Annotated in this window: 22 protein-coding genes; 14 read left to right on the forward strand and 8 right to left on the reverse strand. The window is 57.3% G+C overall.

Translation table 11 applies throughout. The features are described from left to right. Positions 1-5 precede the first annotated feature (5 nt). The 4 genes from JG725_RS00170 to JG725_RS00185 form a co-directional block, all read right to left on the reverse strand. Positions 6-1,742 (reverse strand): NADH-quinone oxidoreductase subunit C, encoded by a 1,737-nt coding sequence (locus JG725_RS00170; RefSeq protein WP_199377165.1) that lies wholly within the window; start codon positions 1,740-1,742, stop codon positions 6-8. A 116-nt stretch (positions 1,743-1,858) separates the two neighbouring features. Continuing rightward, complete coding sequence (locus JG725_RS00175; protein ID WP_199377167.1) at positions 1,859-2,779, reverse strand: respiratory chain complex I subunit 1 family protein; 921 nt, start codon at positions 2,777-2,779, stop codon at positions 1,859-1,861. 34 nt (positions 2,780-2,813) lie between these two features. Further along, the gene (gene hyfB / locus JG725_RS00180) at positions 2,814-4,682 is read right to left on the reverse strand and encodes a hydrogenase 4 subunit B (RefSeq protein WP_199376030.1); all 1,869 of its coding nucleotides are present in this window, start codon (positions 4,680-4,682) and stop codon (positions 2,814-2,816) included. Beyond that, positions 4,679-5,305, reverse strand: coding sequence for a 4Fe-4S dicluster domain-containing protein (locus tag JG725_RS00185; protein ID WP_199376032.1), 627 nt, complete (start codon positions 5,303-5,305; stop codon positions 4,679-4,681). Before JG725_RS00185 ends, hyfB begins: the two co-directional genes overlap by 4 nt. Before the next feature lie 399 nt (positions 5,306-5,704). Between JG725_RS00185 and hybG the strand changes: the two genes are divergently transcribed. The 8 genes from hybG to JG725_RS00225 all read left to right on the forward strand — a co-directional run bounded on the left by hybG (position 5,705) and on the right by JG725_RS00225 (position 13,811). Next, positions 5,705-5,974 (forward strand): hydrogenase maturation factor HybG, encoded by a 270-nt coding sequence (hybG, locus tag JG725_RS00190; RefSeq protein WP_172288549.1) that lies wholly within the window; start codon positions 5,705-5,707, stop codon positions 5,972-5,974. Between the two features lie 83 nt (positions 5,975-6,057). Next, positions 6,058-7,962: an FTR1 family protein gene (locus tag JG725_RS00195; RefSeq protein WP_199376034.1), complete on the forward strand. Its 1,905-nt coding sequence runs from the start codon at positions 6,058-6,060 to the stop codon at positions 7,960-7,962. Positions 7,963-8,093: 131 nt separating this feature from the next. Then, positions 8,094-8,621, forward strand: a complete 528-nt coding sequence (locus JG725_RS00200; protein WP_172288545.1) for an iron transporter — start codon at positions 8,094-8,096, stop codon at positions 8,619-8,621. Positions 8,622-8,786: 165 nt separating this feature from the next. Then, a complete protein-coding gene (locus JG725_RS00205; RefSeq protein ID WP_199376036.1) occupies positions 8,787-10,184 on the forward strand; it encodes a Fe-S-containing protein in 1,398 nt (465 codons plus the stop codon). Positions 10,185-10,186: 2 nt separating this feature from the next. Next, positions 10,187-11,476: an ABC transporter permease gene (locus tag JG725_RS00210; RefSeq protein WP_199376038.1), complete on the forward strand. Its 1,290-nt coding sequence runs from the start codon at positions 10,187-10,189 to the stop codon at positions 11,474-11,476. Between the two features lie 16 nt (positions 11,477-11,492). Next, entirely contained in the window at positions 11,493-12,605 is a 1,113-nt protein-coding gene (locus JG725_RS00215; RefSeq protein WP_172288840.1) for an ABC transporter permease, read from the forward strand. Positions 12,606-12,607: 2 nt separating this feature from the next. After that, positions 12,608-13,324 carry an ABC transporter ATP-binding protein gene (locus tag JG725_RS00220; RefSeq protein WP_199376040.1) on the forward strand — a complete coding sequence of 239 codons (717 nt, stop codon included), beginning with the start codon at positions 12,608-12,610 and terminating at the stop codon, positions 13,322-13,324. Beyond that, positions 13,311-13,811, forward strand: a complete 501-nt coding sequence (locus JG725_RS00225) for a TlpA disulfide reductase family protein (RefSeq protein WP_172288537.1) — start codon at positions 13,311-13,313, stop codon at positions 13,809-13,811. The genes JG725_RS00220 and JG725_RS00225 overlap by 14 nt, the downstream gene beginning before the upstream one ends. 22 nt (positions 13,812-13,833) lie before the next feature. Here JG725_RS00225 and JG725_RS00230 read toward each other — a convergent pair whose 3' ends face one another. After that, positions 13,834-14,811, reverse strand: coding sequence for a DMT family transporter (locus tag JG725_RS00230; RefSeq protein ID WP_199376042.1), 978 nt, complete (start codon positions 14,809-14,811; stop codon positions 13,834-13,836). Between the two features lie 384 nt (positions 14,812-15,195). Here JG725_RS00230 and cbl point away from each other — a divergent pair, with 384 nt between their 5' ends. From cbl to JG725_RS00260, 6 genes are all read left to right on the forward strand, one after another. Continuing rightward, entirely contained in the window at positions 15,196-16,149 is a 954-nt protein-coding gene (gene cbl, locus JG725_RS00235) for an HTH-type transcriptional regulator Cbl (protein ID WP_172288533.1), read from the forward strand. Positions 16,150-16,629: 480 nt separating this feature from the next. After that, on the forward strand, positions 16,630-17,946 hold the full coding sequence (gene gltP / locus JG725_RS00240) for a glutamate/aspartate:proton symporter GltP (protein ID WP_199376044.1): 1,317 nt from the start codon (positions 16,630-16,632) through the stop codon (positions 17,944-17,946). Between the two features lie 262 nt (positions 17,947-18,208). After that, positions 18,209-19,039 carry a transporter substrate-binding domain-containing protein gene (locus tag JG725_RS00245; RefSeq protein ID WP_199376046.1) on the forward strand — a complete coding sequence of 277 codons (831 nt, stop codon included), beginning with the start codon at positions 18,209-18,211 and terminating at the stop codon, positions 19,037-19,039. A gap of 27 nt (positions 19,040-19,066) precedes the next feature. Then, positions 19,067-19,810, forward strand: coding sequence for an amino acid ABC transporter permease (locus tag JG725_RS00250; RefSeq protein ID WP_199376048.1), 744 nt, complete (start codon positions 19,067-19,069; stop codon positions 19,808-19,810). Continuing rightward, a complete protein-coding gene (locus JG725_RS00255; protein WP_199376050.1) occupies positions 19,803-20,606 on the forward strand; it encodes an amino acid ABC transporter permease in 804 nt (267 codons plus the stop codon). Before JG725_RS00250 ends, JG725_RS00255 begins: the two co-directional genes overlap by 8 nt. Positions 20,607-20,635: 29 nt before the next feature. After that, entirely contained in the window at positions 20,636-21,409 is a 774-nt protein-coding gene (locus tag JG725_RS00260) for an amino acid ABC transporter ATP-binding protein (RefSeq protein WP_199376052.1), read from the forward strand. Positions 21,410-21,445: 36 nt separating this feature from the next. Here JG725_RS00260 and JG725_RS00265 read toward each other — a convergent pair whose 3' ends face one another. The 3 genes from JG725_RS00265 to JG725_RS00275 form a co-directional block, all read right to left on the reverse strand. Beyond that, on the reverse strand, positions 21,446-22,549 hold the full coding sequence (locus JG725_RS00265; protein ID WP_199376054.1) for an iron-containing alcohol dehydrogenase family protein: 1,104 nt from the start codon (positions 22,547-22,549) through the stop codon (positions 21,446-21,448). A 125-nt stretch (positions 22,550-22,674) separates the two neighbouring features. Beyond that, positions 22,675-23,541: an ABC transporter permease gene (locus JG725_RS00270; protein ID WP_172288519.1), complete on the reverse strand. Its 867-nt coding sequence runs from the start codon at positions 23,539-23,541 to the stop codon at positions 22,675-22,677. Continuing rightward, a complete protein-coding gene (locus tag JG725_RS00275; RefSeq protein WP_172288517.1) occupies positions 23,501-24,367 on the reverse strand; it encodes an ABC transporter ATP-binding protein in 867 nt (288 codons plus the stop codon). Before JG725_RS00275 ends, JG725_RS00270 begins: the two co-directional genes overlap by 41 nt. Positions 24,368-24,405: the final 38 nt, after the last annotated feature.

A 24,405-nucleotide genomic window follows, 5' to 3' on the forward strand; every position in this document is an offset into this window, starting at 1 on the left:
ATCCCCTACTTGAGCGGCGAATGGGTGCGTTCCAGACCGTAACGCTCCATTTCTTTATAAGGCACGGTGGTGATTTTCTGTTTACGCACGTCAATCAGCGTCACCCGGTCGGTGCAGGAGTAGCAGGGATCGAGGCTGCCGATAATCAGCGGCGCGTCGGAAACCGTGTTGCCGCGCAACATGTAGCGCAGTACCGGCCAGTTGGCATAGGTGGCGGCCCGACAGCGCCAGCGGAACAATTTCTGATTGTCGCCGGTCATGATCCAGTGGATGTCGTCGCCGCGCGGCGCCTCGGCGAAGCCCAGCGCGAATTTGCCCGGCTGATAAGGGATCTGCTCATTGAGCAGCGGCCCTTGCGGCAGGTTGTCCAGCCCGTATTCGATCATCGCCAACGAGGTGAAGACTTCACGTATCCTGACCAGCACGCGCGAATGGACATCGCCGGCGTCCAGATACTGCAACTCCATCGGCAGGTCGAGATAACCGGCGAACGGGTGATCGGTACGCGTATCCCGCTGGAAGCCGCTGGCGCGGATCATCGGGCCGACCGGGCTGTAATCGCGCGCGATCTTTTTATCCAGAATGCCCACGCCCTGCGTACGCTGCGCCATGTTGGGCGTATTGAGCAACATATCGCAAAGCTGGGTGATTTCGGCGCGCATTTCCCGGATCAGCCTGATGGTTTTTAACCGATCGTCTTTCAGAATATCGCGGCGGATGCCGCCAATCAGATTCAGCCCGTAGGTTTTACGGGCGCCGGTTAGTATCTCCGCGATGGTCATCGACTTTTCACGGATGCGGAAGAACTGCATAAACCCGGTATCAAAGCCGACGAAGTGGCAGGCCAGTCCGAGATTCAGCAGATGGCTGTGCAGCCGTTCCACCTCCAGCAACACGCTGCGGATACTGTGCGCGCGCGGCGGCACGATCACTCCGAGCGCGTTTTCAACCGCGGTGGTATAGGCCACACTGTGGGTAAACCCGCAGATGCCGCACACCCGATCGGACAGAAAGGTGACTTCGTTATAGCCCATCCGCGTTTCCGCCAGTTTTTCCATGCCGCGGTGTACGTAAAACAACCGATAATCCGCATCGACAATGCGCTCGCCGTCGACGAACAGGCGGAAATGGCCCGGTTCATCAGAGGTAATATGCAACGGCCCAATCGGTACGATGCGCGCTTCGCCGTCGGCGTCGTTGATGAACGAATAGGATTCTTCATCGCGGGTGGGGGCGGGGCGCTGGCGGTAATCCATGGCGTCCTTGCGCAGCGGATACAGATCGTCCGGCCAGTCATCCGGCAGCACCAGACGGCGTTCGTCGGGCAATCCGACCGGGATCAGACCGTACATGTCGCGCACCTCGCGCTCTCCCCACACGGCGGCGGGCACGCGGGGGGTGACGGAGGGGAATTCAGGGTTATCGGCGTCGACCAGCGCTTTCACGGTGACCCAGCACTTCTCGCCCTGTTCCATGGACAGCACGTAGTAAATGGCGAAATAGCCGGTCAGTGACCGTTCATCATTACCAAACAGCACCGATAGCCAGCCGCCTTGTTGGTAGTACAGAAATTCCACCACCTCGGGCAGGGCGTTCAGCTTGACGGTCAGCGTCAACTGCTCGGGTGTTTGCCACTCTTCTTGCAGAATGGCTGCCGGAAACCGCTGTCTGACCTGAGCGGCATAACCGACGCCGCGTTTGCCAGACGACGCATTGAGGCTGGCAGCAGAGGTTTCATTCATCACGGTACATCTCCTGACGGAAAGAGGGCAACGCGTGCGGCCCGGCGATTGCCGGGGCGACGCGCTGCGGGTAGGCGGCGGTAAAGGACGTTTTTTTCATAGCGAGTATTAATCCCTTATAGGCCGATAAGATAAAAAAACCATGCCAGTACCGCGACGGCGAATCCCAGCCAGGTCACTCGGCCGATAAACAGAAAACGTCCGCGGGCCATGCTGTTTTCAATCAGCGAGGCGATGATAAACACCAGCGTCAGCTTGATGACAAAGGACGCCGCGCCCGTCGCCAGCGCCGCGGGCGTAAAGGTTTCCGCCTTGCCGAAGGGGATGAACACCGCCAGGAACAGCGCGACCACCACCACCTGTTTCAGACTGAGGCCCCATTTCACCAGCGCCAGCCCGGCGCCGGCATATTCCGTCAGCGGGCCTTCCTGCAACTCCTGTTCGGCTTCCGCGACGTCAAACGGTATCTTGCCCATCTCCGCAAAGGCGGCGAAGGCGCAGGCCAGCAGGGCGATAAAGGTTGCCGCAGGCGACACCCACGAGGCGGCCAGCGCGCTGCTGATGGCGCCGATATTGGTGGAACCGGCAATCAGCGCCACCACCAGCAGCGACAGGATCAGAGTGGGTTCCACCAGTACGCCGAGCGTCATCTCGCGGCTGGCGCCGATGCCGGCAAAGGTACTGCCGGTATCCAGCCCCGACAGGGAAAAGAAAAAACGCAGCAGAGCGAACAGGTAGAGCAGGGTGATCACATCGCCGCCCGCGCCAAAGGGCGATGCCCAGGTGACGGCCGGCAGCGTCATGGCGATCAGCAACAGGGTGCCAATCATCACATAGGGCATCAGGCGAAAAACGCCGCCGGCGTGCAGCGGCGCAATATCCTGACGTTTCAGCAGCTTGAACAGGTCACGGTAGTCCTGCAATACGCCCGGGCCTTGCCGTGAATGCATTTTGGCGCGGATAACCCGCGACATGCCGGACATCAGCGGAGCAATCGCCAGCATCAGCAGCGCCTGCAAAAAACCGAAGGCCATCATTGCCGGCAGCGTGACCGTTACTGCGATCGGGGTTTCAGCGATCATGATGTTCTCCCGCAGCGGATGAAGAATGCGTGTCCTGTGACGAGGCGACGCCCGGCCACCGCCAGGCGCGCAGGCGGTAGAACGGCGCGAACATCACGCGCAAGGGTTGGGTAAAGCTGGCGGCGGAAACCGCCATATCGTTTTCATAGGCATAACCGCAGGCCCACGGCGTACCGTGCCGGCGAAACGCCAGGCGCGAGCCTTTCGCGCCGAGGTAAATCAGCACCGGCAGGATCGGCAAGGCCAGCAGCAGGATAAAGATCAGCGGCATCGACAGCGAGGTCTGGTCGGGGGAGCCGGGGAACAACAGGCCGCCCTGGGCGACGGCGAGCGCGTCGGCGCCGGTCAGGCTGACGGCCACGCGCAGGATAACGGGCGCCACCTCGCTGGCGCCGAGGCCCAGCAGGATGCAGAGCAGCGCCAGCAGCAGCGTGGCCGCCCGCATGGCCCACGGGACTTCGCGCGCTTCGGCGGCGGCGGCGCTGCGGGGAGCGGCTGAAAAGGTAATGCCGTATAATTTCACGCAGCACATGGCCGCCAGCGCGCCGACTATCGCCAGCACCACGATAATAAGCGGCGCCACCAGACGCAGCGGCAGGCGACTATCCTGACTGAGCATAAACAGCGACTGATAGGTAAACCATTCGCTGACAAAGCCGTTCAGCGGCGGCAGCGCGGAAATCGCCATACAGCCGATCAGGAAGGTCACGGCGGTATAAGGCATCAGCCGCGCCAGCCCGCCCATTCGTTCCATATCTTTGATATGCAGACGGTAAATAACCGAACCCGCCCCGAGAAACAGCAGCCCTTTGAATACCGTGTGGTTGAGCATATGGTACAACCCGCCCAGCAGGCCGAGCGCCGCGAGTAACGGCTGGCGGCTGGCAATCCCCACCATACCCACACCGATGCCCAGTAGAATGATGCCGACATTTTCAACCGTGTGGTAAGCCAGTACGCGCTTGATGTTGTGTTCCGCCAACCCATATAGCCCGCCCAATACCGCGGACGCGGCGCCGAACAGCATCACCATGACGCCCCACCAGATTTCGGTGGCGCCGAGCAGGTCGATCGCCACTTTGATGATGCCGAAAAGGCCGATCTTGACCATCACGCCGGCGAGCAGCGCCGAGGCGTGGGACGGCGCCGCCGGCAGACCGCGCGGCAGCCAGCCGTGCAGCGGAACCAGGCCGGCCGTGACGCCGAACCCTGCAAAGGCCAGCACAAACACGCCGGACGCCCGGGAGGCTGACAGGGAGAGCTGGCGAAAATCGGCGAAATCAAGACTGTTGCTCTGGCGATACAGCAGCCAGAACGCCAGTATGACCAGCACGATGCCGATATGCGCGCTGAAAAAATAGCCCGTTCCCGCCCCGGCCTCGCCGTTGCGCCCGGACAGCATCAGCGCGCAGGCGCACAGCGTCATCGCCTCGAACAGAATAATAAAGTAAGCGGCGTTATCCACGCACACCAGCGCCAGCATGGCGGCAACCAACAGGTTCATAAACCAACCGATGAACCCGGCGCGTCTGCGGTATTCCCGCAGATAGGCCAGCGAATAGAGCGCGATGACGATCGTCAGCAGCGAGATGATAAGCATCATCAGCGCGGCCAGCGCGTCCAGACGCAGGGTGAGCGGCGCGAAAGCGGAAAACGGCGTCGCCACGGCGGCGGTTAACGTCACATTGTCGCGCAATACCGGCAGCGCCGAGGCGATGGCGCACAGCCCGCCGAGCGCCGTAAGCAGCGCATTGAGCGGAATGACCAGGGATTCGAGACGAAACAGACACAGCGACAGCGCCGCGCCCGCCAGATAAAGGGCCAGCGCCCACGCCAACCATTCCAGTGAAGTCATCATCGTTTATTCTCCCGTTCGGTTGCGGCGGGCGGGAACGGTATGTTGCCAGCGGGCCAATCCATCGCCTGCCGGCGTTTTGCGGCAGCCGCCTGTTCGATTTTGCTATCGTCGATGACCAGCAGAGCATCGGTCGGACAGACGCGCACGCATTCCGGCCCCTGGGCCTGAAAGGCGCACAAATCGCATTTCACCGCGACGCTGCGTATCCCGGCATTCCAGGCCAGAAACGGATTGACGGACGCCACGCTGACCGGCACGTCGGAAAGCAGGGATAAAGGAATGTGCTGGTCGAAGGTGTCCGGAATGGCGACCGGTTTACTGCCTGACGGCGTAATCGCGCCAAAAGGACAGGCGATGGCGCACAGTTTGCAGCCGATGCAGGTGCTTTCGTCTAATACCACCGCCTGATCCTGATGCGTAATGGCGTTTACCGGACAGACTTTGGCGCAGGGCGCCTCTTCACAATGTCGACATAACACCGGCGCGGTGCCCGTGATGTCGCGCTCTACCGTCAGCCGCGGATGCGTCTGCAATCCCTGGCGGCGATGCACCTGCGTACAGGCGGCCATGCAGGTATTGCAGCCGATACAGCGTTTAGGCTCCGCAATGACGAAGCGGTTCATAGCCATACCCTCCGGGGGATTCTATTAAGGTTGGCTGCGTAAAGCATATTTCGTGCCACGTCAGGCGCGTGGATAGGGCAGGCCGCATTAGATAAGGGATTGAGCGCAAAGGCGTTATTGAAAATGACGGCGATGCCGTGTCATTCGACACTAGTGACGAGCGATCCCCCCGGAGCGGTTTCGACACTTTTGACGATAGTAAAATCAAGGGTGACGACGATAGAAAAGGGGGGCATCAAACAGGCTAAAAAACCGGCGTTTTATGTAAATCTTCTCAAGCTTAATGTAAAGAAACGGCTAATCATCAGGGTGTCGGCGCCAGATTCAACCTCATTTTTTATTTATTGGCATATAAATTGCTAGGTACTTTATTCTTCAAATCATTAATGGAAAAGCATCATGTGTCTGGGTATTCCGGGAAAGGTTGTCGAGCTGGCGTCCGTCGAGCAACAGCTGGCGTGGGTCGATGTTTGCGGCGTCCGGCGCGAGGTGAACATTGCGTTGGTTGCGGACGGCATCAATAGCGATCAACTGATTGGCCGTTGGGTACTGGTTCATGTCGGGTTTGCCATGAGCCTGTTAGATGAACAGGAAGCCTATGCCACTCTCGATGCGTTGCGGCAAATGGAAGAGGTGGAACAAGATGTTACAATTTTTTTGCATCAATAACGATTTTTCCGTGATGTAAATCAAGACATATCTGTTTATCAGGGTGATAATGAGAATAAATATCATTAGCGCTTCCTTCACTTATGTCTACCTGGCAAAAACTTTTCTTCGCATTGTGTTGGCTAGTCGGCAGTTCTCTGGCGTCAGCCGCCACGGATTACGCTACTTTTATCCAGGATATTGAATCCAGACTGGATAAAACGGCTCAACTGTATGAACAGCAAAAGCCGGATGAAGCCCGCACCGAAGTACAGATGGCCTATTTCGAAGTGTTTGAAAACCTCGAAGGCCCGATCCGAATCAATATCTCCGCGCAAAAAAGCTATCAGTTGGAAGCCACCTTTGGCGAAATTCGCCGCATGATCGGCGAAGGAAAACCGCTGGCGGAAGTGCAGGCGAAAGTGTCCTGGCTGAAAGGCGAATTGAACGCGGTTCTGCCGGTCTTGTCAGACGGCCATAAGCTGGTGGCGCAACAGCAGCACGGCGCTTATGACAACGCGGACATCGCTTTGTACTGGCAGCAGAGCTTTAAAATTATTGACGACGGGCTGGCGCAGGCCGTCAGCGACTATCAGGCCGGTGAGTATAAAAAAGCCAGTCAGAGCGTGCAGTCGGCGCATTATCAGGGGTTTAAAAATTCCGAGATGGAAATGTCGGTGCGGCAAAATCGCTCCTCGCAGCAGGCCGCCGCGATTAACCAACAGTTCACCTTGCTGATTGCCCTGACCAATCAGCCCGACCAGATGAGTGAAGTGGCCTATCGGGTCACCACCCTGTTGCAGGATATTGAAGATCTCTTGCCGGGGTTGCCCACCACGCGCGACAGCCAGCCGGTCACGGCGCCATCGGCCGATGATGGCGTTGCCGACGATGCGCCGGATGCCAACTGGGTAAACGTTTCCGACGATATTAATCAGGCCATTCTGGCGGCAATAGAAACCTATCGGCAGGGGCAGGTTAAACCGGCGATGATAGCCGTGCAGGATGCTTACTTCGATCTGTTCGAAGCCACCGGAATGGAAAATAAAGTCGGTTCCCGCGATGCGGCGTTCAAATCGACGCTGGAGGGCTATTTTACCCGTCTGGTCAGCTTGATGAATGCCGGACAACCGGTTGAACAACTGCAAATTCAGGCCGAGGCGCTGAAACAGGATCTGGCGAAAGCGGCCGATATGTTGGGCGAGGGCAATGAAACGCACTGGAGCCTGTTGATCTACAGCCTGCTGATTATTGTGCGCGAAGGGCTGGAAGCCCTGCTGATCGTGGCGGCGATCGTTGCCTATCTGGTGAAGAATAATCAGCACGACAAACTGCCGTTAATCCGTCAGTCCGTGTATGTCGCGCTGGCGTGCAGCGTGATTACCGCGGTGATTTTCCAGCTACTGTTCACCAATTCGGGCGCCAGCCGCGAACTGCTGGAAGGCGTGACGATGCTGATTGCCGTGGTGATGCTGTTCTTTATGAGCTACTGGCTGCTGTCAAAAGTGGAAGCCCGCCACTGGAAAGCGTATCTGGAAGGCAAACTATCCCATTCTTTGAGCAGCGGTTCGATGGTGGGGCTGTGGCTGACCAGCTTCCTGGCGGTTTACCGCGAAGGCGCCGAAACCGTGCTGTTCTACTACGCGCTGGTGGGCGACGCCAACAATCTGGCCGGCCATCTTTCCATTCTGGCGGGCTTCGCCATCGGCTGCGTGATCCTGATTATCGCCTATCTGATCATGCGCTTTACGGTGGTTAAACTGCCGCTTAAGCCTTTCTTTATGTTCACCGGTTGTTTCATGTATCTGATGGCGTTTGTCTTTGCCGGCAAAGGGGTACTGGAACTGATTGAAGGCAAACTGTTCGAACCGACACTGCTGACCGGCGTACCGGAAATCAGCGGGTTGGGTATTTATCCCTATGTGGAAACCTTAATACCGCAAGGGGTGCTGTTGGTCGCCGCCCTGGCCGCGCTTTGGATCATGCGGCGCAGGGCGGCGGCGATCTGATACTGGATGCAGTGAAAGGCAAAAATAACCAGAAACGGCCGTTACACCCCCTATTGATTTCAAGGCGCAGGCAACCAATACGCCGGTAATTTGAAACAAGACGGGGACATTGATGATATGAGGATGGGTTGATGAATATGCAAAAAAGTCTGATTACCGGCGCGTTAATCGCCGGCATTTTCACGGCGCCGGCGGTGTTGGCGTTTGAAGAGTATCCGGCCGGCGAGCCAGTGACCATAAATGAGTTGGAAATCGCGGCGGTTTACCTGCAACCGATTGATATGGAACCCCGTGGCATGGGGCTGCCGGCGGCAAAAGCGGATATCCATCTGGAAGCCGATATTCACGCGGTTGAAGGGAATAAAAACGGATTCGGCGCCGGTGAGTGGATGCCGTTTCTGACCATCGCCTATACCCTGACTAACACCGATACCGGCGCCAAGCAGGAAGGGACGTTTATGCCGATGGTCGCCAGCGATGGCCCGCACTATGGCGCGAACATCAAAATGATGGGCGTGGGCAACTACAAAGTCGTTTACCACATCGACCCGCCTTCCAAAGCCGGTATGCACCGTCACACCGACGACGAAACCGGTGTCGGCCGCTGGTGGAAACCGTTTGATGTCAGCTTTGATTTCAAATATGTCGGTTTAAAGTGATCGCCCCGTCCGCGATGAGCGCCTTTTCATCGCGGTAGTGTTCCACGCCTCTGCCGGTCATGGTGTCAGGGGCGTGGGCTTTCTCGTCTGCGTGTGCGTTGTGATACCCGATAGATTTCAAGGTGCGGAAGCCGACGCACCTGCAACGTGAAAGATGAAGGGAATATGAGTTATTTCTTTGTTACCACGCTACAGTCATTCCTGCCGATAGCATTGCTGTTGGGGCTGAACTGGAGCCACCGTTCCACGCCTGAAATCAGGCCGTTGGTCTGGACGACGCTGCTGGCATTGATTGCGGGTACGCTAGTGGGTATTCGCATGCCCAACGGCCAGCAACTGCAACTCTGGGTGATCGGCATCCAGGCGCTGGCCCTGGCGCTGTTTCTTATCAGTCAGTTTTTCTCTCATTTACGTATCGGCTATCTATGGCAGGCAATATTGGTTGCCGGTGCGGCTGCCCACTGGGGCGGTGATCCCAACCTGAGCGCATTGACCAACACCCATGTGGTGAATACCGATCTGCTGCTGAATTTCAGCGCGGTGGCGGCGGCTTTTGGCTGGCTGGCGTTCAGCGCGGCGCTCTGCGGCATGATGGTACGGCGTCTCGGCGTACTGCGCTGGCCGCTGCTGATTTTGCTGGCGACGTTATTAATGTTGCCGATCAGCGGCAACCTGCTGTTGTTATTGATGAAGCTACAGGCGCTGGGGCTGACCAAGCCGCGTCTGAGCTATGTGGCGCAGGTCACCAATAGCGCCTATTTATTAAATTATCTCAGCGCGCTATTGATGGCGGTGACGGCGGCCGGCTATCTGCTGCCGTTATTACGCGCGCGCCGACGGATGCAGGCCGCCGCCGAAGCCATTGCCAGACGCAAAGCCACCGCCGATTACCGCAACGTGCGCCGCACGGTGCTGGCTATGCTGATTGCGCTGCTGGCGATCGTCCTGGCGCAGCTTTACTGGGATAAAGTCGCCTCACAGCCCCCCCGGCTGTCGGAAGCGTTGCCGGTGACGCTGGCCGCCGATGGCAAGGTGCATATTCCCCTCGAACAGATTCGCGACGGCAAACTGCATCGGTTTGTGTGGATTGCCGATGATGGCAAAGCGGTGCGTTTTTTCGTCATTAACCGCTATCCGGATCGGCTGCGGCTGGGCGTAGTGTTCGACGCCTGCCTGCTGTGCGGCGATCAGGGTTATGTGATGGAAGGTAATCAGGTGATCTGCGTGGCCTGCGACGTGCGTATTTTCATTCCCTCCATCGGCAAGGCCGGGGGCTGTAACCCGGTGCCGATCGAAGGCTGGAGCAATGACGACAATGAGCTGGTGATTAGCCAGGCGTCGCTGGCGGCAGGCGTCAACTATTTCACCACGGTGATATCGCTGGAGGTAGTCGATCCGGTGGACGGTTCCAGGCTGACCAACGTGAAGGCCGAACATAAGTATCGCTACGGTGGTAAAACCTATTTCTTCTCGACGGAAGCGAATTACAACCACTTCCGCGCAAACCCCGCTAAATATGTCGGTTCAGCGGCGGCGGCCGACGAACAAGCGGAAGGGGAATAATCATGTTATGGCGCATGTTACGTCAGTCCTGGCGCAGAAATATCCGGCGTAAATCGCTGGCGGTATTGACGGTGTTCCTGGCGGCGGGGTTGATTTCGGCGCTGTTGGCGGTGTCGATCGATATCGGCGACAAAATGGCGCGCGAACTGAAATCCTATGGCGCGAATATCCTGATTGAGCCGGCGGGGCAGGCGGCGCTTCCGGCGTTGTTCGGCGAGCGCAGCAATCCGCTGGAGGGGCAGGATTTTCTGGATGAGTCGGAACTGCCCAATATCAAAGATATTTTCTGGCGCAACAACATTGTCGGCTTTGCGCCGTTGCTGAGCGGCGACGTTGAGATAAACGGACAGCCGGTGGCGGTGTTGGGCACCTTTTTCTCACAGCCGGTGGCGGTGCCGGACGAAGAAGACTATCGCACCGGGCAGATCGCCGTCAGTCCTTACTGGCAGGTGGCCGGTCAATGGCCGCGGGAGCCGGTGACTGACGGCGCGGCGGCGGAGACGCTGGTCGGCAAGCAACTGGCCCAGCAGAATAACTGGCAGACTGGCGGCCAGTTGCGGTTACGCGGCCCGAAAGGCGAAACCACGGTTCGGATCAGCGGCATTCTGAGCAGCGGCGGCGAGGAGGAAAACCTACTGGTGATGCCGCTGGAGGTGGTGCAGGCCTTGCTGGGGCTGGAAGGAAAAATACAGGCGATTCGCGTTTCCGCGCTGACGGTGCCGGAGAATGATTTGTCGCGCCGGGCGCGTGAAAATCTGGAAGCGCTGAATGCCGAAGAGTATGACCTGTGGTACTGCACCGCCTATGTTTCATCGATCGCCCATCAACTGGAAGAGGCGATTTCCGGTTCGGTGGTGCGACCTATCTGGCAGGTTGCCGCCTCGGAAGGGGTGGTGATTGATAAGATCCAGCTGTTGCTGGCGGTGGTCACCTTTGCGGCGCTGGTGGCGGCGGCGATGGGCATTGCCTCGCTGATGACCAGCACCATTATGGAGCGGGCGAAAGAGATCGGCCTGATGAAAGCGCTGGGCGCCCGCCAGTGGCAGATTATGCTGCTGTTTTATCTGGAAGCGGCGCTGAGCGGCCTGCTTGGCGGGATCGCCGGCTGTGTGGCGGGCTGGGGGCTGGCGAAAGCCATCGGCCTGATGCTGTTTGGGGTGCCGCTCAGCTTTGCCTGGATTGTGATCCCCTGCGTACTGGTGATTTCGGTGCTGATTGCGGCGATCGGCACTTGGTTCCCGGCGCGGCGCATCAGCAAACTCTATCCGGTGGAGGTGCTGTATGGCCGCTAATGGCTGGATGAACGGGATGTTCTGGCGGTTGGTGATCCGCGCGCTACGGCTGCGGATGCAGCGGGTCAGCGTGGTGTTTGCCGCCTTAACGGTCGGCGCGGCGATTGTCACCGCCATGTCCGCGGTGTATTTCGACATCAACGCCAAAATGAGTCAGGAACTGCGTACCTTTGGAGCGAACTTTTACATCGGCCCGGCGCGCGGGAATTCGCTGCCCCAGCCGACCTTTCAGCAGATCGTGGATGATGCGCCGGCCGGGTTAATCAATGCCGCCAGCCCGTATCTGTACGGCATGGCGCGCACCGAACTGGAAAAAGTGGTGCTGATGGGGGTGTGGTTTGAATCATTGCGTCCGCTCGCGCCCTATTGGCAGGTGAAAGGAAACTGGATCGGCGTCAGCTTTGACGATCGCAACGCGATGATCGGCGTCAAGCTGGCGGAGCGGCTGAACGTTAACGTCGGCGACGGCATTACGCTGGTGGGCGAGGGCAGCAGGCAGCGTTTACAGATTAAAGGCATCGTGGAATCCGGCGACGCCACGGACAACATGCTGATTGTGAACCTGGATTTGGCGCAGAAATGGCTGGATAAAGCCGGGACGATCAGCAATGCGCTGCTCAGCGTCAGCAACGATCTCGGGCAGGTGGATCAATTCGCCGCGCGCTTACAGCAACAGTATCCGCAGTTGGAAATCCGCCCGATTCTCAAAGTGTCGGCGTCTGAAGGCCAGGTGCTGAATAAAATCAAAGGGCTGATGGGGCTGGTTTCCGCCGTCATTCTGGTGCTGTCCTCGCTGTGCGTAAACACGACGCTGATGGCGATTGTCGGGGAACGGGCGCGCGAGTTCGCCTTGCAGAAAGCGCTGGGCGCCAGCGGGCGGGATATCATCCGTCAGATGCTGGCGGAAACCGGGATTATCGCGTTGGCGGCGGTGGTATGCGGCTGGCTGCTGGGGTATCTGCTGGCGCAGCTTCTGGGGATGGCCGTTTTCAATGCCACGATCTCGCTGCGGGCGCCGGTCTTCCCGCTGACGCTGGCGCTCTCTCTGCTGGTCGCCGCCGCCGCGGCCATTGTTCCCACCCGACGGGCGATTCATGTCGAACCGGCTAAAGTGTTAAAAGGAGAGTAGCGATGGGCCCATCAATAAATGTTCCGGCCGTGGAGCCGGCACCCGAGGCGGTGATTGAAACCCGCGAGCTGTATAAACGCTTTGGACAGGTCACCGCGCTGGAAAATATCAATATTCGCATCGCCCGCGGCGAGTTTGTCGCCATTATGGGCGCGTCGGGCTCGGGTAAAACCACGCTGATGAATATTCTCACCTGTCTGGATACGGTGAGCGAAGGCCAGGTGCTGCTGGATGGTATTGATGCCGCCGCGTTGGACGAAGAGGGGCGGCGTAAATTTCGGGCCGATAAAATCGGACTGGTTTTTCAGCAATTCCACCTGATCCCGTTTTTAACCGCGCTGGAAAACATCATGCTGGCGCAGCATTATCACAGCATCGTGGATGAGGCGGCCGCACGGCGGGTGCTGGAGCAGGTGGGGCTGGAACATCGCATCGGCCATTTACCCAGTCAGCTTTCCGGCGGCGAACAGCAACGGGTGTGTATTGCCCGGGCGCTGGTGAATGAACCGCCGGTTATTTTCGCCGATGAACCGACCGGCAATCTGGATGAAGAGAACGAACAGCGGGTGCTGGAGCTGCTGAAAGATTTGCACCGGCAGGGGCGCACCATCGTAATGGTGACGCACAACCCTGAACTGGGTAAGTTTGCCGACCGCATTATCCGCTTACAGCACGGTAAATATTTCGGCGAAGAGGTGAATCATCATGTCATGGCGTAACGGGTTAATCGTCAGTTGTCTGTTGGCCATCCTGACGTTGCTTGGCGGCTGTAAAGAAGAACGGGTCAGCGTCGGGGCAAAAGCGCCGGCGCTGGCGGCGTATGATCTGATAGGGCAACCGGTCGATCTGACGCGCTGGCAGGGAAAAAGCGTCTACCTGAATTTCTGGTCTTCGGGCTGCGGGGGGTGCCTGGCCGAAATGGGCACGCTGGAAAAGCTTAGCAAAGATTATGCTGACAGCGTAGTGGTGGTGGCGGTGAATACCGATCCCGACAGCGTGGATATTTCCCCGTTGGTGGATCAGCAAAACATCAGCTACCCGGTTATCCGCGATCAGCTTGGCATCACCCAAGAGCGCTATCAGGTGATTGGCACGCCCACCTCATTTATCATTGACGGCAACGGCAACGTCACCGCCCAACATCAGGGGGCGCGGGATGAGCAGCAATTGACCGCGTTGTTCGAGCGGTTGGCTCACGGGGCGTGATGCGCGGAGCGCTGATGCGTACTCATTTCCCCACCGGGTCCGCGATCGTCACCGGCACCACCATCGGTTTCGGTTTGATTCTCATCGCATAAATCACCCCTGCAACCAGGCAGAGTATGCCGCCCAGCGTTAACAACGGCGGCCAGGATTGACGCAGAATAAAGGCATAGGTTAAGGCGGCCAGGGTTTCGAACACGATCAGCGGGCCGACCAGCACGGTCGGCAACCGTTGACTGGCTTCATTCCAGCACAGCGTGCCCATCCAGGAGCAAAATAGACCGATAGCCACCATCAGCGGAATAAACACCGCGGGACGGGGGCCGAACGGCAGGCTGAATTCCTCGCGGGTAAAAACAAGATGGCCGCAAACCAGCAGATATCCCAGCAGCGCCAGCGGCAGCGTAACCAGCCCTTGCGCCGTCGCCCAGGTGGTGGGATTGCTGCCTGGGTGGTCGCGCAGCCAGCGGGCGTTGCGTAACGGATACCAGGTCCAGCAGATAACCGCTATAAAGGCCAGCGCGATACCGCTGACATAACGCCAGACGTCCAGCGTGAGCGCTAAGGCTTTCAATTCGGCGATATTGACGCAAACGAGTCCCGTGGCGATCAGCGCCAGAGCCGGTATCAGTTGGCGCCATAATACCCGACCATCCTGGCGGCCGTAGAACAGATTGGCCGTCACGGCGATCACCACCGGCAAGGTGCCGATAATCATGGTTGAAACCGGCGCACCGGTACGCTGAATGGCGCTGGCCAGAAAAAAGTAGTAAAGCAGGTTGCCGACGGTGGTTAATTTGGCCGCTTCCCACCAATCCTGACGGGTTAACCGACGCAGCCTGCGGCGATCCAGCCAGGCCAGCGGCAAGGCGATCAGGCCGAAGGCAAGGTAGCGTCCCGTTGATTGCAAGGCGGCCGGATACTCCGGCACCAGCAGAGGACTGACAAACACTAATCCCCACAGTAATCCTGCGGAAAGAGCAAAGAGAACACCAGTTGGCATGATAAAACCTGTTTTATTTTGTTGGCTGAGCCGCGTTCGGTGTAGTGTATGGCAGGTAAAGCGCGGCTGTCTTGGTAAATATGCGCCTCGCATATTCCCGTCCACGCCTTCCCACGCAGCGGGATTGGTTAGATTTAAAACCAATAATTCATAGCGTAAAGATCTAAATATTCGCCGGGGAAATACCCGTCATGATTTTATGTCTTTTCCAATACATTGAATACAAACTATTTTTATTCTTGTCCGCGTCATTTGTCGCTCAACGTTGATTGTGCGATCGGCGTTAGTATAAAAAAATATAAACAAAACCATTTCCTTATTTGTCCCCGCCATTATTCCTCCGTATCAATACACCTATATGTTGCAACAGTGATGGAGTACAGGGTGAATTTTCAGCAATTGAAGATTATTCGTGAATCAGCACGGTGTAATTACAATCTGACCGAAGTGGCGAATGCGCTGTTTACCTCTCAATCCGGTGTGAGCCGCCATATTCGCGAGTTGGAAGAGGAACTGGGGATTGAAATATTCATCCGTCGCGGTAAACGTCTGCTGGGAATGACCGAGCCGGGTAAAGAGCTGCTGATCGTGGCGGAGCGGATCCTGAATGACGCCAGCAATATCCGACGTTTAGCCAATGTCTTTACCAATAATGATACCGGGCAACTGGTGATCGCCACCACGCATACCCAGGCGCGTTACAGCTTACCTCAAGTGATCAAGGCATTCCGGGCGCTTTATCCGCAGGTACGGCTGGTGCTCAATCAGGGCACGCCCGACGAGATCGCGACGATGCTGCATTCAGGGGAAGCCGATATCGGGATCGCCAGCGAACGGCTGATTAACGATCCTTCGCTGGCGGCGTTTCCTTATTATCGCTGGCACCATTCGATTGTGGTGCCGGAAGCGCACCCACTGGCGCACGAGCCGGTGGTCACGCTGGATATGCTCAACGCGGCGCCGTTGATTACCTATCGTCAGGGGATCACCGGGCGTTCTCGCGTGGATCGCGCCTTCCAGGCGGCGGGCATGTCGCCGGATATTACGCTGAGCGCGCAGGATTCCGATGTCATCAAAACCTATGTGGAGTTGGGGTTGGGGGTAGGCATTCTGGCGGATAAGGCTTACGATCCGCAGCGCGACAAAGGACTGGTGCGGCTGAATGCCGAGCATCTGTTTGAAGCCAACACTGTTTGGCTGGGGTTAAAAAAGAATCAGTTACAACGTAACTATGCCTGGAAGTTTATCCAGCTATGCAACACAGAGTTGTCCCTGGATGAGATTAAAGACAAAGTGTTCGCCGAGAATGACGAGAACGTGATTGATTACCAAATCTGATTTATTGCCGTAGCGACCGCCGATCCGTTCTCAGATTGTCGTCTGGCTGCGCCTCGAAATCCGCCGGAGGCTAATTGGTTAGTCAGCCAGAAAATATCTGGCTGCGCCCGCGTTTTTCCACCGCTGTTTTGCCTGTTTATCCTATCGTCCAGGCCGTAGTATTCATGCAGGCCATTAGCATGTTTATGGTTTTACCCATCAACAATCCGCTTGATCTCACCGTACCGGGATAGTAGCATCCTCCCGCATAACAATAAGTTATGTTTGATGTTTTGTTTTTAGATACAAAGACTTGTGGGTTTTTATTGCATAATTATGTAATTCATTCTGCGTACCGATACCCGAAAAAATATCGGTAACTGCCCCATCAAACATGCCTGATACTCGCTATCTCCACGCTTATTTTTCGGCTCGCATTGAGCTGCAATTCGCGTTATCGCCATTCGTTCGTGGCGGGGAGTTTTGAAACGGAAGATCGCTATGAAAACACAGAAAATCAGCCTGGCCTGGCAAATCCTTATTGCGTTGGTCCTCGGTATCGCCCTCGGTGCGGTATTGCATGAACAGCCGGACAGTCGCCAATGGCTTATCAGTAATATTCTCAGCCCTGCCGGCGATATCTTTATTCGCCTGATCAAGATGATCGTCGTGCCGATTGTTATCGCCACCTTGATTGTGGGGATTGCCGGCGTCGGCGATGCAAAAAAGCTTGGGCGGATTGGCGTTAAAACCATCGTCTATTTTGAAATCGTCACCACCCTGGCCATTATATTGGGGATTACGCTGGCAAACGTCTTTCAACCGGGTGTCGGCATTGATATGTCGATGCTGACCTCGGTTGATATTTCTCAATATGAGAAAACCACGGAACAGGTGCAGAGCGGCTCCCATAGTCTGGTGGCGACCGTGCTGTCTTTAATCCCCCCGAATATTTTTGCCGCCATGGCCGACGGAGACATGCTGCCGATCATTTTCTTCTCGGTGCTGTTTGGCCTGGGGCTGTCTTCTTTGCCAAAAGCGAATCGGGAACCGCTGTTGAATGTGTTTCGCGGCGTGTCGGAAAGCATGTTTAAAGTGACGCATATGATCATGCGCTATGCGCCTGTCGGGGTGTTTGCCCTGATTTCCGTCACCGTGGCTAATTTCGGTTTTTCCTCGCTGTGGCCGCTGGCGAAGCTGGTGGTGCTGGTTTACGGCGCGATCCTGTTCTTTGCTCTGATCGTGCTGGGAGGGATTGCCCGGCTGTGTAAACTGCGCATCACTATGCTGATCCGCATTCTGAAAGATGAACTGATTCTGTCTTATTCCACCGCCAGTTCGGAAACCGTATTGCCGCGCATCATTGAGAAGATGGAGGCGTACGGCGCGCCGAAATCGATCACCAGCTTTGTCGTGCCGACCGGCTATTCGTTTAACCTGGATGGTTCGACGCTGTATCAGAGCATCGCGGCGATCTTTATTGCGCAGCTGTATGGCATTGAGCTGTCTATCGGACAGGAAGTCGTGCTGGTGGTAACGCTGATGCTGACCTCAAAGGGGATCGCCGGCGTGCCGGGCGTCTCTTTTGTCGTGCTGCTGGCGACGCTCGGCAGCGTGGGTATCCCGCTGGAAGGGCTGGCGTTTATTGCCGGGGTGGATCGCATTCTGGATATGGCGCGTACCGCGCTCAATGTGGTGGGCAATGCGCTGGCGGTGCTGGTGATTGCCAAGTGGGAACACCAGTTTGACGAGGAAAAAGCGCGCGCCTATGAACGCGAACTGAACGGTATCCGCACTGAACCTGCCCGGCAGGGATAGCATTTTCACTCTTTCCTCTCTTGTATCCTTACTCACCCTGGCCGCTCCGGCGGGCAGGGTCTGAACCCCGTGTCCTGTTATCTTCCACGCACTCGTACCGAATAAAAGCCGGCATACGGCCCGGAAATGCGTATTCCATCAATCTAAAGCCAAATAAGTCATTTGTCGCGGTGGCTGAAGAGCCATTAAGGTGATTTCTTAATGGTCTGGATTGTCGTTTAGCCGGAACCGGGGGATGTGTAGATCAAAGGGTCGCAACAAGATGAAAAAAACCAAACTAAAAACAGCGTTGATCGTATTCGGCATGGCGCTGATGTCACAGGCGAACGCGGATGCGACATTGGATCGTATCCAGGCAACCCAAAAAGTGCGTATCGGCGTCATTCTCAATAGCCCGCCGCTTGGCTATACCGATGTGAATACCCACAAGCCGGCCGGATTTGAAATCGTACTGGCTAATGATATTGCCAAGCGTCTGGGTGCCGAAGCCGAGATTGTTCAGGTTAACCCAGCCAATCGCGTACAGTTTTTGCAGCAGGGAAAGGTGGATGCCTTGCTGGCCAACATGCAGGTGACGCCAGAGCGTGAAAAAGCGCTGGATCACGCCAAAACGCCGTATAAATACGCTTACGGCTCGGCAATGATCAGGAAGGGCAGCGGCGTGACGCGCTGGGAAGATTTGCGGGGTAAAGAGGTGTGCCTGTCGCAGGGCAGCAACTATGCCAAACCGCTGGTGGAGGGGTATGGCATCAAGACCAAAGGGCTGGCCGGTTCGGCCGAATCGCTGCTGGCATTAAAGGGCGGCAATTGCTCGGCTTCGGTGCATGACGGCGCCTCGCTGCGTTATCTGTTATCGACCAATCCGGATTGGGCTGATTATGAAGTGCCGATTCAGCAGCCGCTGGAGCTGTCGCCCGGCGTCATTTGGGTGAAGAAAGGTCAGCAGGATACGGCAACCGCGTTGGACGAGATCGTCAACGAATGGCATCGCTCCGGGTGGCTGGTCAACGTGGCTAAAGAGAATAACTGGCCTTACCTGACGCCCGAGCTGGAAAAGCTGCATCAGGAAATCCTGAACCAGCCGGCGGCTTAATCGTTCTCGCAACGCCATAGGAATAGCATGATGATGAATGTTATCAGCGCCGCGGTGCAATGGTTTGACGGTATCGGGTTGGACTATGCCTTTCTGCTCAGCCCTTACGATCGTCAGGCGTGGCTCGACGGCATCGTGACGACGCTGAATCTGGTGGCCGTTACGCTGGTGCTGAGCCTGATTCTGGGCGTGCTGTTTTCCGCCATGTTAACCTCCGAACGCCGTTATCTGGCGCTGCCGACGCGATGGTTTGTCGAGCTTACCCGTAATACGCCGACGCTGGTGCAGATTTATTTTGCCGTGCTGGTACTGAATATGCTGATTAATTTGCATGTGACGGATGGCGCGGCTAACAATCCGCTCACTGCGTATGTGTGGGTGGTCATCGTGCTGGCGATGCACTATGGCGCGCTGCACGCCGAGGCGCTTCGCGCCGGGATTGGCGCGGTGCCTGACGTGATGCGCGAATCAGCCCGGTCGATGGGGTTTAACCGTTATCAACTGCTGACGCTGGTTGATCTGCCGATTGCCACGCGTTTTGCCCTGCCTGCGCTGGTCAATAACTTGGTTAATCTGGTCAAGTCCACGTCGCTGGGCGCGGCCGTGGCGGTGGGCGAAGTGACCTACGCATCGCTGATGATTTGGTCACAGCGCGACAACGTACTGGAGTTGATGATCCTGTTGCTGGCTATCTACAGCTTGCTGACCTGGCTGGTGGCGGTGGCCGGACGCTATCTTGAGGAGAAACTGAGGATGCCGGGTTATGCCTGATTCATCGGTGGCGTTCTGGACCTCAACGGGCAAGTTGAAGCGCGTTATTGTGACGGCGGCGGCGCTATTCGCCTTGCTGTTGCTCAGCCAGATATGGCGGCCGGCGGAGAATAGCGGCCTGGCGCAACTGGTTAAGTGGATGCCGTATCTGCTGAAAGGCTTTGCGTTGAATATCTGGATCAGTATTTTAGCCATCGCGTTGGGCACCCTGACCGGGCTTATCGTCGGGGCCATGGCTCACTCGGACTGGCGTTGGCTGAACGCCCCCGCCCGGTTGTTTATTCATGTTTTCCGCAATGCGCCGTTGCTGGTGTTGATATTTTTCACCACCTATCTGTTCCCGTTCGAGTTAAAGATTGGCGACGTCTATGTGCCTTTTCCTGACTGGATCAAAGTGATGCTGGGGCTGGCGTTGCCGGCCTGCGCCAATGTGGCGGAGATCTTTCGCGGAGCGATCCGATCGATTCCCGCCGCGCAATGGGAAACGGCGCTTTCGCTGGCGTTCAGCCGGGTTCAGGCGCTGCGCTGGCTGATCCTGCCGCAGTGTTTTAAACGTATGCTGCCGCCGTGGATGAATCTGTACGCCCATATTGCAATGGGAACCACCATGGCCTCGCTGGTGGGCGTGGGCGACGTACTGGAATCGGCCCGCAATGCCGCCAGTACGGTCAATCAGATTAGCTTCACCATGCTGGTTTATCTGGCGGTGTTGCTGTTGTTTTTTGCTTATTGCTACCCGATCGCGCGCTTTACCCAGCGTCTTGAACGTCGTTTCGGTTTTAGTCAGACGCAATAACGCACCCTTATTTGACAGAGGAGCCACTGATGACGACATTACCCTTTAAGCCGCGTTCCGCCGCCCGAACCCTGGTGCGGCTGGAGGATGTGCATCTGACATTGGGGAACAATGCGATACTGCAAGGTATCGATCTGGTGGTTAATCAGGGGGAAGTGACCACGATTATCGGCCCATCCGGTTCAGGAAAGTCTTCTATCCTGCGCTGCATCAATGGATTGCTGACGCCTCATCAGGGGCATATCTATGTCGGTGATACCGCCGTGCATGAATTAAAGCGCGAAGTCGATAAAATTGCGCTGCGTAAACGGGTGGGGTTTGTGTTTCAGCAGTACAATCTTTTTCCCCATCTCAGCGTGCTGGAAAATATCATGGTCGCGCCGGTCAAGATCCTCGGCCAGACGCGTGACCGGGCGGAGCGGCTTGGCCGGCGGTTACTCAAGCGGGTGCGGCTGGAGCATAAGGCCGATAGCTATCCCGGCGAACTGTCCGGCGGACAACAGCAAAGAGTGGCGATCGCCCGTGCGCTGGCGATGGAGCCGGAACTGGTGTTGTTTGACGAAGTGACTTCCGCGCTGGATCCGGAAACCGTCGGGGAGGTGTTGACGGTCATCCGCGAACTGGTAAACGACGGGATGACCTGTATTCTGGTCACCCATGAAATGCGTTTTGCGCAGGAGGTTAGCCATCAGGTGGTGTTTACCGAGCATGGCAGGATCGTTGAACAAGGCACGCCTGAACAGGTATTCAAGCGGCCGGACAATAGCCGCACCCACTCGTTTATCAATGCGCTCAGCGCGTAAACCAAAGGCTTCCCCGAAAAGATCGGGGAAACGGGATCAGGCGGCCTGGTTATCGGCCGTTAGCGCGGCCAGTTGCTGGGTGCTCCATAACGCCTGTTTAATGCGCGCCGCTTCGACCGAGAAGGGCAGTAAGGCGGCAATAGGGGGCGTGATCTTCACGTTGTCGGCAATTTCATCAATGCGCTGGGGCTGCTGGTCAAGACCGAGCGACGTCAGCGTTAACGGGCCGCCGTAACGCTGGAGCTGCGATAATAATTCTTCTCTGTCACGGGCGTTGTCATGTTCCAGAAACGTTTGCGCCGCCAGACCGAATCCCACCTTTTCACCGTGTAGCCAGTGATGTAGTTCCGGCAGGCGCGTCATGCTGTTATGAATGGCGTGAGCAACGCCGATACGCGGCACGTCGTCTTTCATGCTGTTCGCCACGCCCGCCAGCGCGATAACGGCGTCAATCACTTTGCGTAATGCCGGGGTAACCTGCTTTTGCTGATTGTCGGCGATGGCCTGTTCGCCGTAGGCATTAAACGTATCCAGCGCCAGTCTGGCGGCCTGCGCTTTCAATGCCAGCGCCAGCCCGTCATCGCCGTTGCGCAGATAGGGCTGGAATTCATACCATTTCGCCAGCGCGTCAACGATGCCGGCCTTAAGGTAACGCGGCGAACTTTGGGCGATCGCTTCGCTGTCCACCAATACCCATACCGGCAGCCGCTTCAGCGCTAATGCGCCCTGATGCGCCCCCGTATCGCTGTAGATCACGCTGATGGGCGACCAGGCGGCGCAGGTGGCGGCGATGGTGGGAACCGTAATCACCGGGATCTGCCCCAATACTTCGCCGACGGCTTTGGCCGCATCCAGCGCCCGTCCCCCGCCAATCCCCAGAATCAGTTCAGCCTCAAGCTTGCGGGCCTGTATGGTCAAGGCTTCGATGGCGGATTTGGTGCAGTCTCCCGGCAGAAATTCCACCTGATACTTCAGGCCGTGCTGGTTCAGACTGCGCTCGACTTTTTCCGCCGTGGCGCGCCATGCCTGCGGGCTGGTTACAATCAGCAGGGTGTCGGCCAGTGGTTTGACAAACTCACCGACGGTAGTGATGACGCCATCACGATTCAGGTAGGTCTGCGGCGCTTGTATTGCGATCATCTACGAGGCCTCGCATATCTGGGAAAAGGGATAAGTAGTTGTAGCAGCGATGCACTACGCGGCAAAAGAATGATTCTGGCTAAGCATGGGTAAATTTCGCATAACCAGAATCGTCCAACTATTGCTTAACGTTGCATCCCCCAGCGTTTTACCGTCAGTTTTTCGATACTGGCGAAAATCAGGCTTTCCACCAGTAAACCAATTATGATGACGGACGCCAGACCGGCGAAAACACGGTCGGTATACAGTTCATTACGGTTCTGGAAAATATACCAGCCCAGACCGCCGCCGCCGCTGGATGCCCCAAAGACCAGTTCGGCGGCGATCAGGGTTCGCCAGGCGAACGCCCAGCCGATTTTCAGACCGGACAAGATGGAGGGCAACGCCGCCGGGATCAGAATATAGGTCACATAACGTCGGCCGGTTAAACCATAGTTGCGTCCCGTCATCCGCAGCGTTTCCGACACACTGAGGAAACCGGAGTAAGTATTAAGCGCCATCGGCCACATCACCGAGTGGACAAGCACGAAGATCAGGCTGTTTTCTCCCAGACCAAACCACAGCAACGCCAGCGGCAGCAGGGCAATGGCGGGCAACGGGTTGAACATCGAGGTCAAGGTCGCCAGCAGATCGCGCCCGGTACGGGTTGACACCGCCAGCGCGCTGAGTCCCAGCGCCAGCAGGCTGCCGATGACATAGCCTTTCAGCAGCGTGCCAAGCGAAACAACCACTTTTTCCGGCAGCTCGCCGCTGGCCACATCGGCCTTGAAGGCCTGCAAGGTTTGCACAAAACCGGGGAACATCAGATCGTTGTTCTGCCAGCGGGCGACCAACTCCCATAGCGCCAGCAGCGCCAGTAGAATCACCAGCTTGCGCAACCATTCCTGATTCCATAACCGGGTGAACAGGGGCAGCGGCTGCGCCAGCGTGAAATGGGTCAGCGGCGTCAGTTCACGCTGATACTCGGGTCGGACGGGCGGCTGGATGCTCATAATAGTTACCCTGATGCGTAGCGGCTGGCGTTGGTGCGGCGCCTTCTGCCGGGAAAAGAAGATGGTGAATGCGCTGGGCCGTCGCCTGGAAAGCCTCGCTGCCCTGATCGGCCAGGGCGAACTGGTGACAGTTGATTTCAGCGCGAACGCGTCCCGGATGCGGCGAGAGCAGCAGCACCCGGCTGCCGACGATCAGCGCTTCTTCAATGGAATGGGTGACGAAAAGCAGCGTGAACCGCACCTCTTCCCACAGGATCAGCAGTTCTTCCTGCATTTTACGGCGGGTCAGCGCATCCAGCGCGGCGAACGGCTCGTCCATTAGCAACACTTTGGGCTGCATCGCCAGCGCTCTGGCAATCGCCACCCGCTGCTTCATGCCGCCGGACAGCGTATGCGGATAGGCGTCGGCAAACTTCGTCAAGCCGACTTTCTCCAGAAAATACATAGCCCTGTCCCGTGCTTCGGCACGATTGGCTTTGCGGCTGGCGACCAGCGGAAACAGCGTATTTTCGAGCACGGTTTTCCACGGCGGTAGCTGATCAAACTCCTGAAATACCATGATCCGATCCGGCCCCGGCCGCGTGATGGCCTCGCCATCCAGCCGGATCTCGCCGTCCACCGGCGGCAGGAAGCCGCCGATTGACTTCAGCAGACTGGACTTGCCGCATCCCGACGGCCCCAGCAGCACGAAACGGTCGGCGGGAAACACGTCGAAACTCACGTCGTGGGTGGCCCGTACCTGGCTGCGCCGGGTGCGGTATTCCAGCCCGACGCCGTCTATCTGCAACAGCGGCTGTGCCGACGCGTCGTGATTAGAGATGTCCATAAATCCTCCTGTGCGTGATGAGCCGAGGGTTAGCGCTC

The sequence above is a fragment of the Brenneria sp. L3-3C-1 genome, from assembly GCF_016456245.1.
Classification (GTDB): Bacteria; Pseudomonadota; Gammaproteobacteria; order Enterobacterales; family Enterobacteriaceae; genus Brenneria.

Bases quoted from the DNA above. Each gene is read 5' to 3' on its own strand.
- JG725_RS00265 (WP_199376054.1), bottom strand. From the start codon at position 22,549: ATGATCGCAATACAAGCGCCGCAGACCTACCTGAATCGTGATGGCGTC.
- JG725_RS00230 (WP_199376042.1), bottom strand. From the start codon at position 14,811: ATGCCAACTGGTGTTCTCTTTGCTCTTTCCGCAGGATTACTGTGGGGA.
- JG725_RS00275 (WP_172288517.1), bottom strand. From the start codon at position 24,367: ATGGACATCTCTAATCACGACGCGTCGGCACAGCCGCTGTTGCAGATA.
- hyfB (WP_199376030.1), bottom strand. From the start codon at position 4,682: ATGATGACTTCACTGGAATGGTTGGCGTGGGCGCTGGCCCTTTATCTG.
- JG725_RS00200 (WP_172288545.1), top strand. From the start codon at position 8,094: ATGAATATGCAAAAAAGTCTGATTACCGGCGCGTTAATCGCCGGCATT.
- JG725_RS00215 (WP_172288840.1), top strand. From the start codon at position 11,493: ATGTTCTGGCGGTTGGTGATCCGCGCGCTACGGCTGCGGATGCAGCGG.
- JG725_RS00175 (WP_199377167.1), bottom strand. From the start codon at position 2,779: ATGATGGCCTTCGGTTTTTTGCAGGCGCTGCTGATGCTGGCGATTGCT.
- JG725_RS00255 (WP_199376050.1), top strand. From the start codon at position 19,803: ATGCCTGATTCATCGGTGGCGTTCTGGACCTCAACGGGCAAGTTGAAG.
- JG725_RS00195 (WP_199376034.1), top strand. From the start codon at position 6,058: ATGTCTACCTGGCAAAAACTTTTCTTCGCATTGTGTTGGCTAGTCGGC.
- hybG (WP_172288549.1), top strand. From the start codon at position 5,705: ATGTGTCTGGGTATTCCGGGAAAGGTTGTCGAGCTGGCGTCCGTCGAG.
- JG725_RS00270 (WP_172288519.1), bottom strand. From the start codon at position 23,541: ATGAGCATCCAGCCGCCCGTCCGACCCGAGTATCAGCGTGAACTGACG.
- JG725_RS00245 (WP_199376046.1), top strand. From the start codon at position 18,209: ATGAAAAAAACCAAACTAAAAACAGCGTTGATCGTATTCGGCATGGCG.
- JG725_RS00220 (WP_199376040.1), top strand. From the start codon at position 12,608: ATGGGCCCATCAATAAATGTTCCGGCCGTGGAGCCGGCACCCGAGGCG.
- JG725_RS00210 (WP_199376038.1), top strand. From the start codon at position 10,187: ATGTTATGGCGCATGTTACGTCAGTCCTGGCGCAGAAATATCCGGCGT.
- JG725_RS00205 (WP_199376036.1), top strand. From the start codon at position 8,787: ATGAGTTATTTCTTTGTTACCACGCTACAGTCATTCCTGCCGATAGCA.
- JG725_RS00170 (WP_199377165.1), bottom strand. From the start codon at position 1,742: ATGAATGAAACCTCTGCTGCCAGCCTCAATGCGTCGTCTGGCAAACGC.
- JG725_RS00260 (WP_199376052.1), top strand. From the start codon at position 20,636: ATGACGACATTACCCTTTAAGCCGCGTTCCGCCGCCCGAACCCTGGTG.
- gltP (WP_199376044.1), top strand. From the start codon at position 16,630: ATGAAAACACAGAAAATCAGCCTGGCCTGGCAAATCCTTATTGCGTTG.
- JG725_RS00250 (WP_199376048.1), top strand. From the start codon at position 19,067: ATGATGATGAATGTTATCAGCGCCGCGGTGCAATGGTTTGACGGTATC.
- JG725_RS00185 (WP_199376032.1), bottom strand. From the start codon at position 5,305: ATGAACCGCTTCGTCATTGCGGAGCCTAAACGCTGTATCGGCTGCAAT.
- JG725_RS00225 (WP_172288537.1), top strand. From the start codon at position 13,311: ATGTCATGGCGTAACGGGTTAATCGTCAGTTGTCTGTTGGCCATCCTG.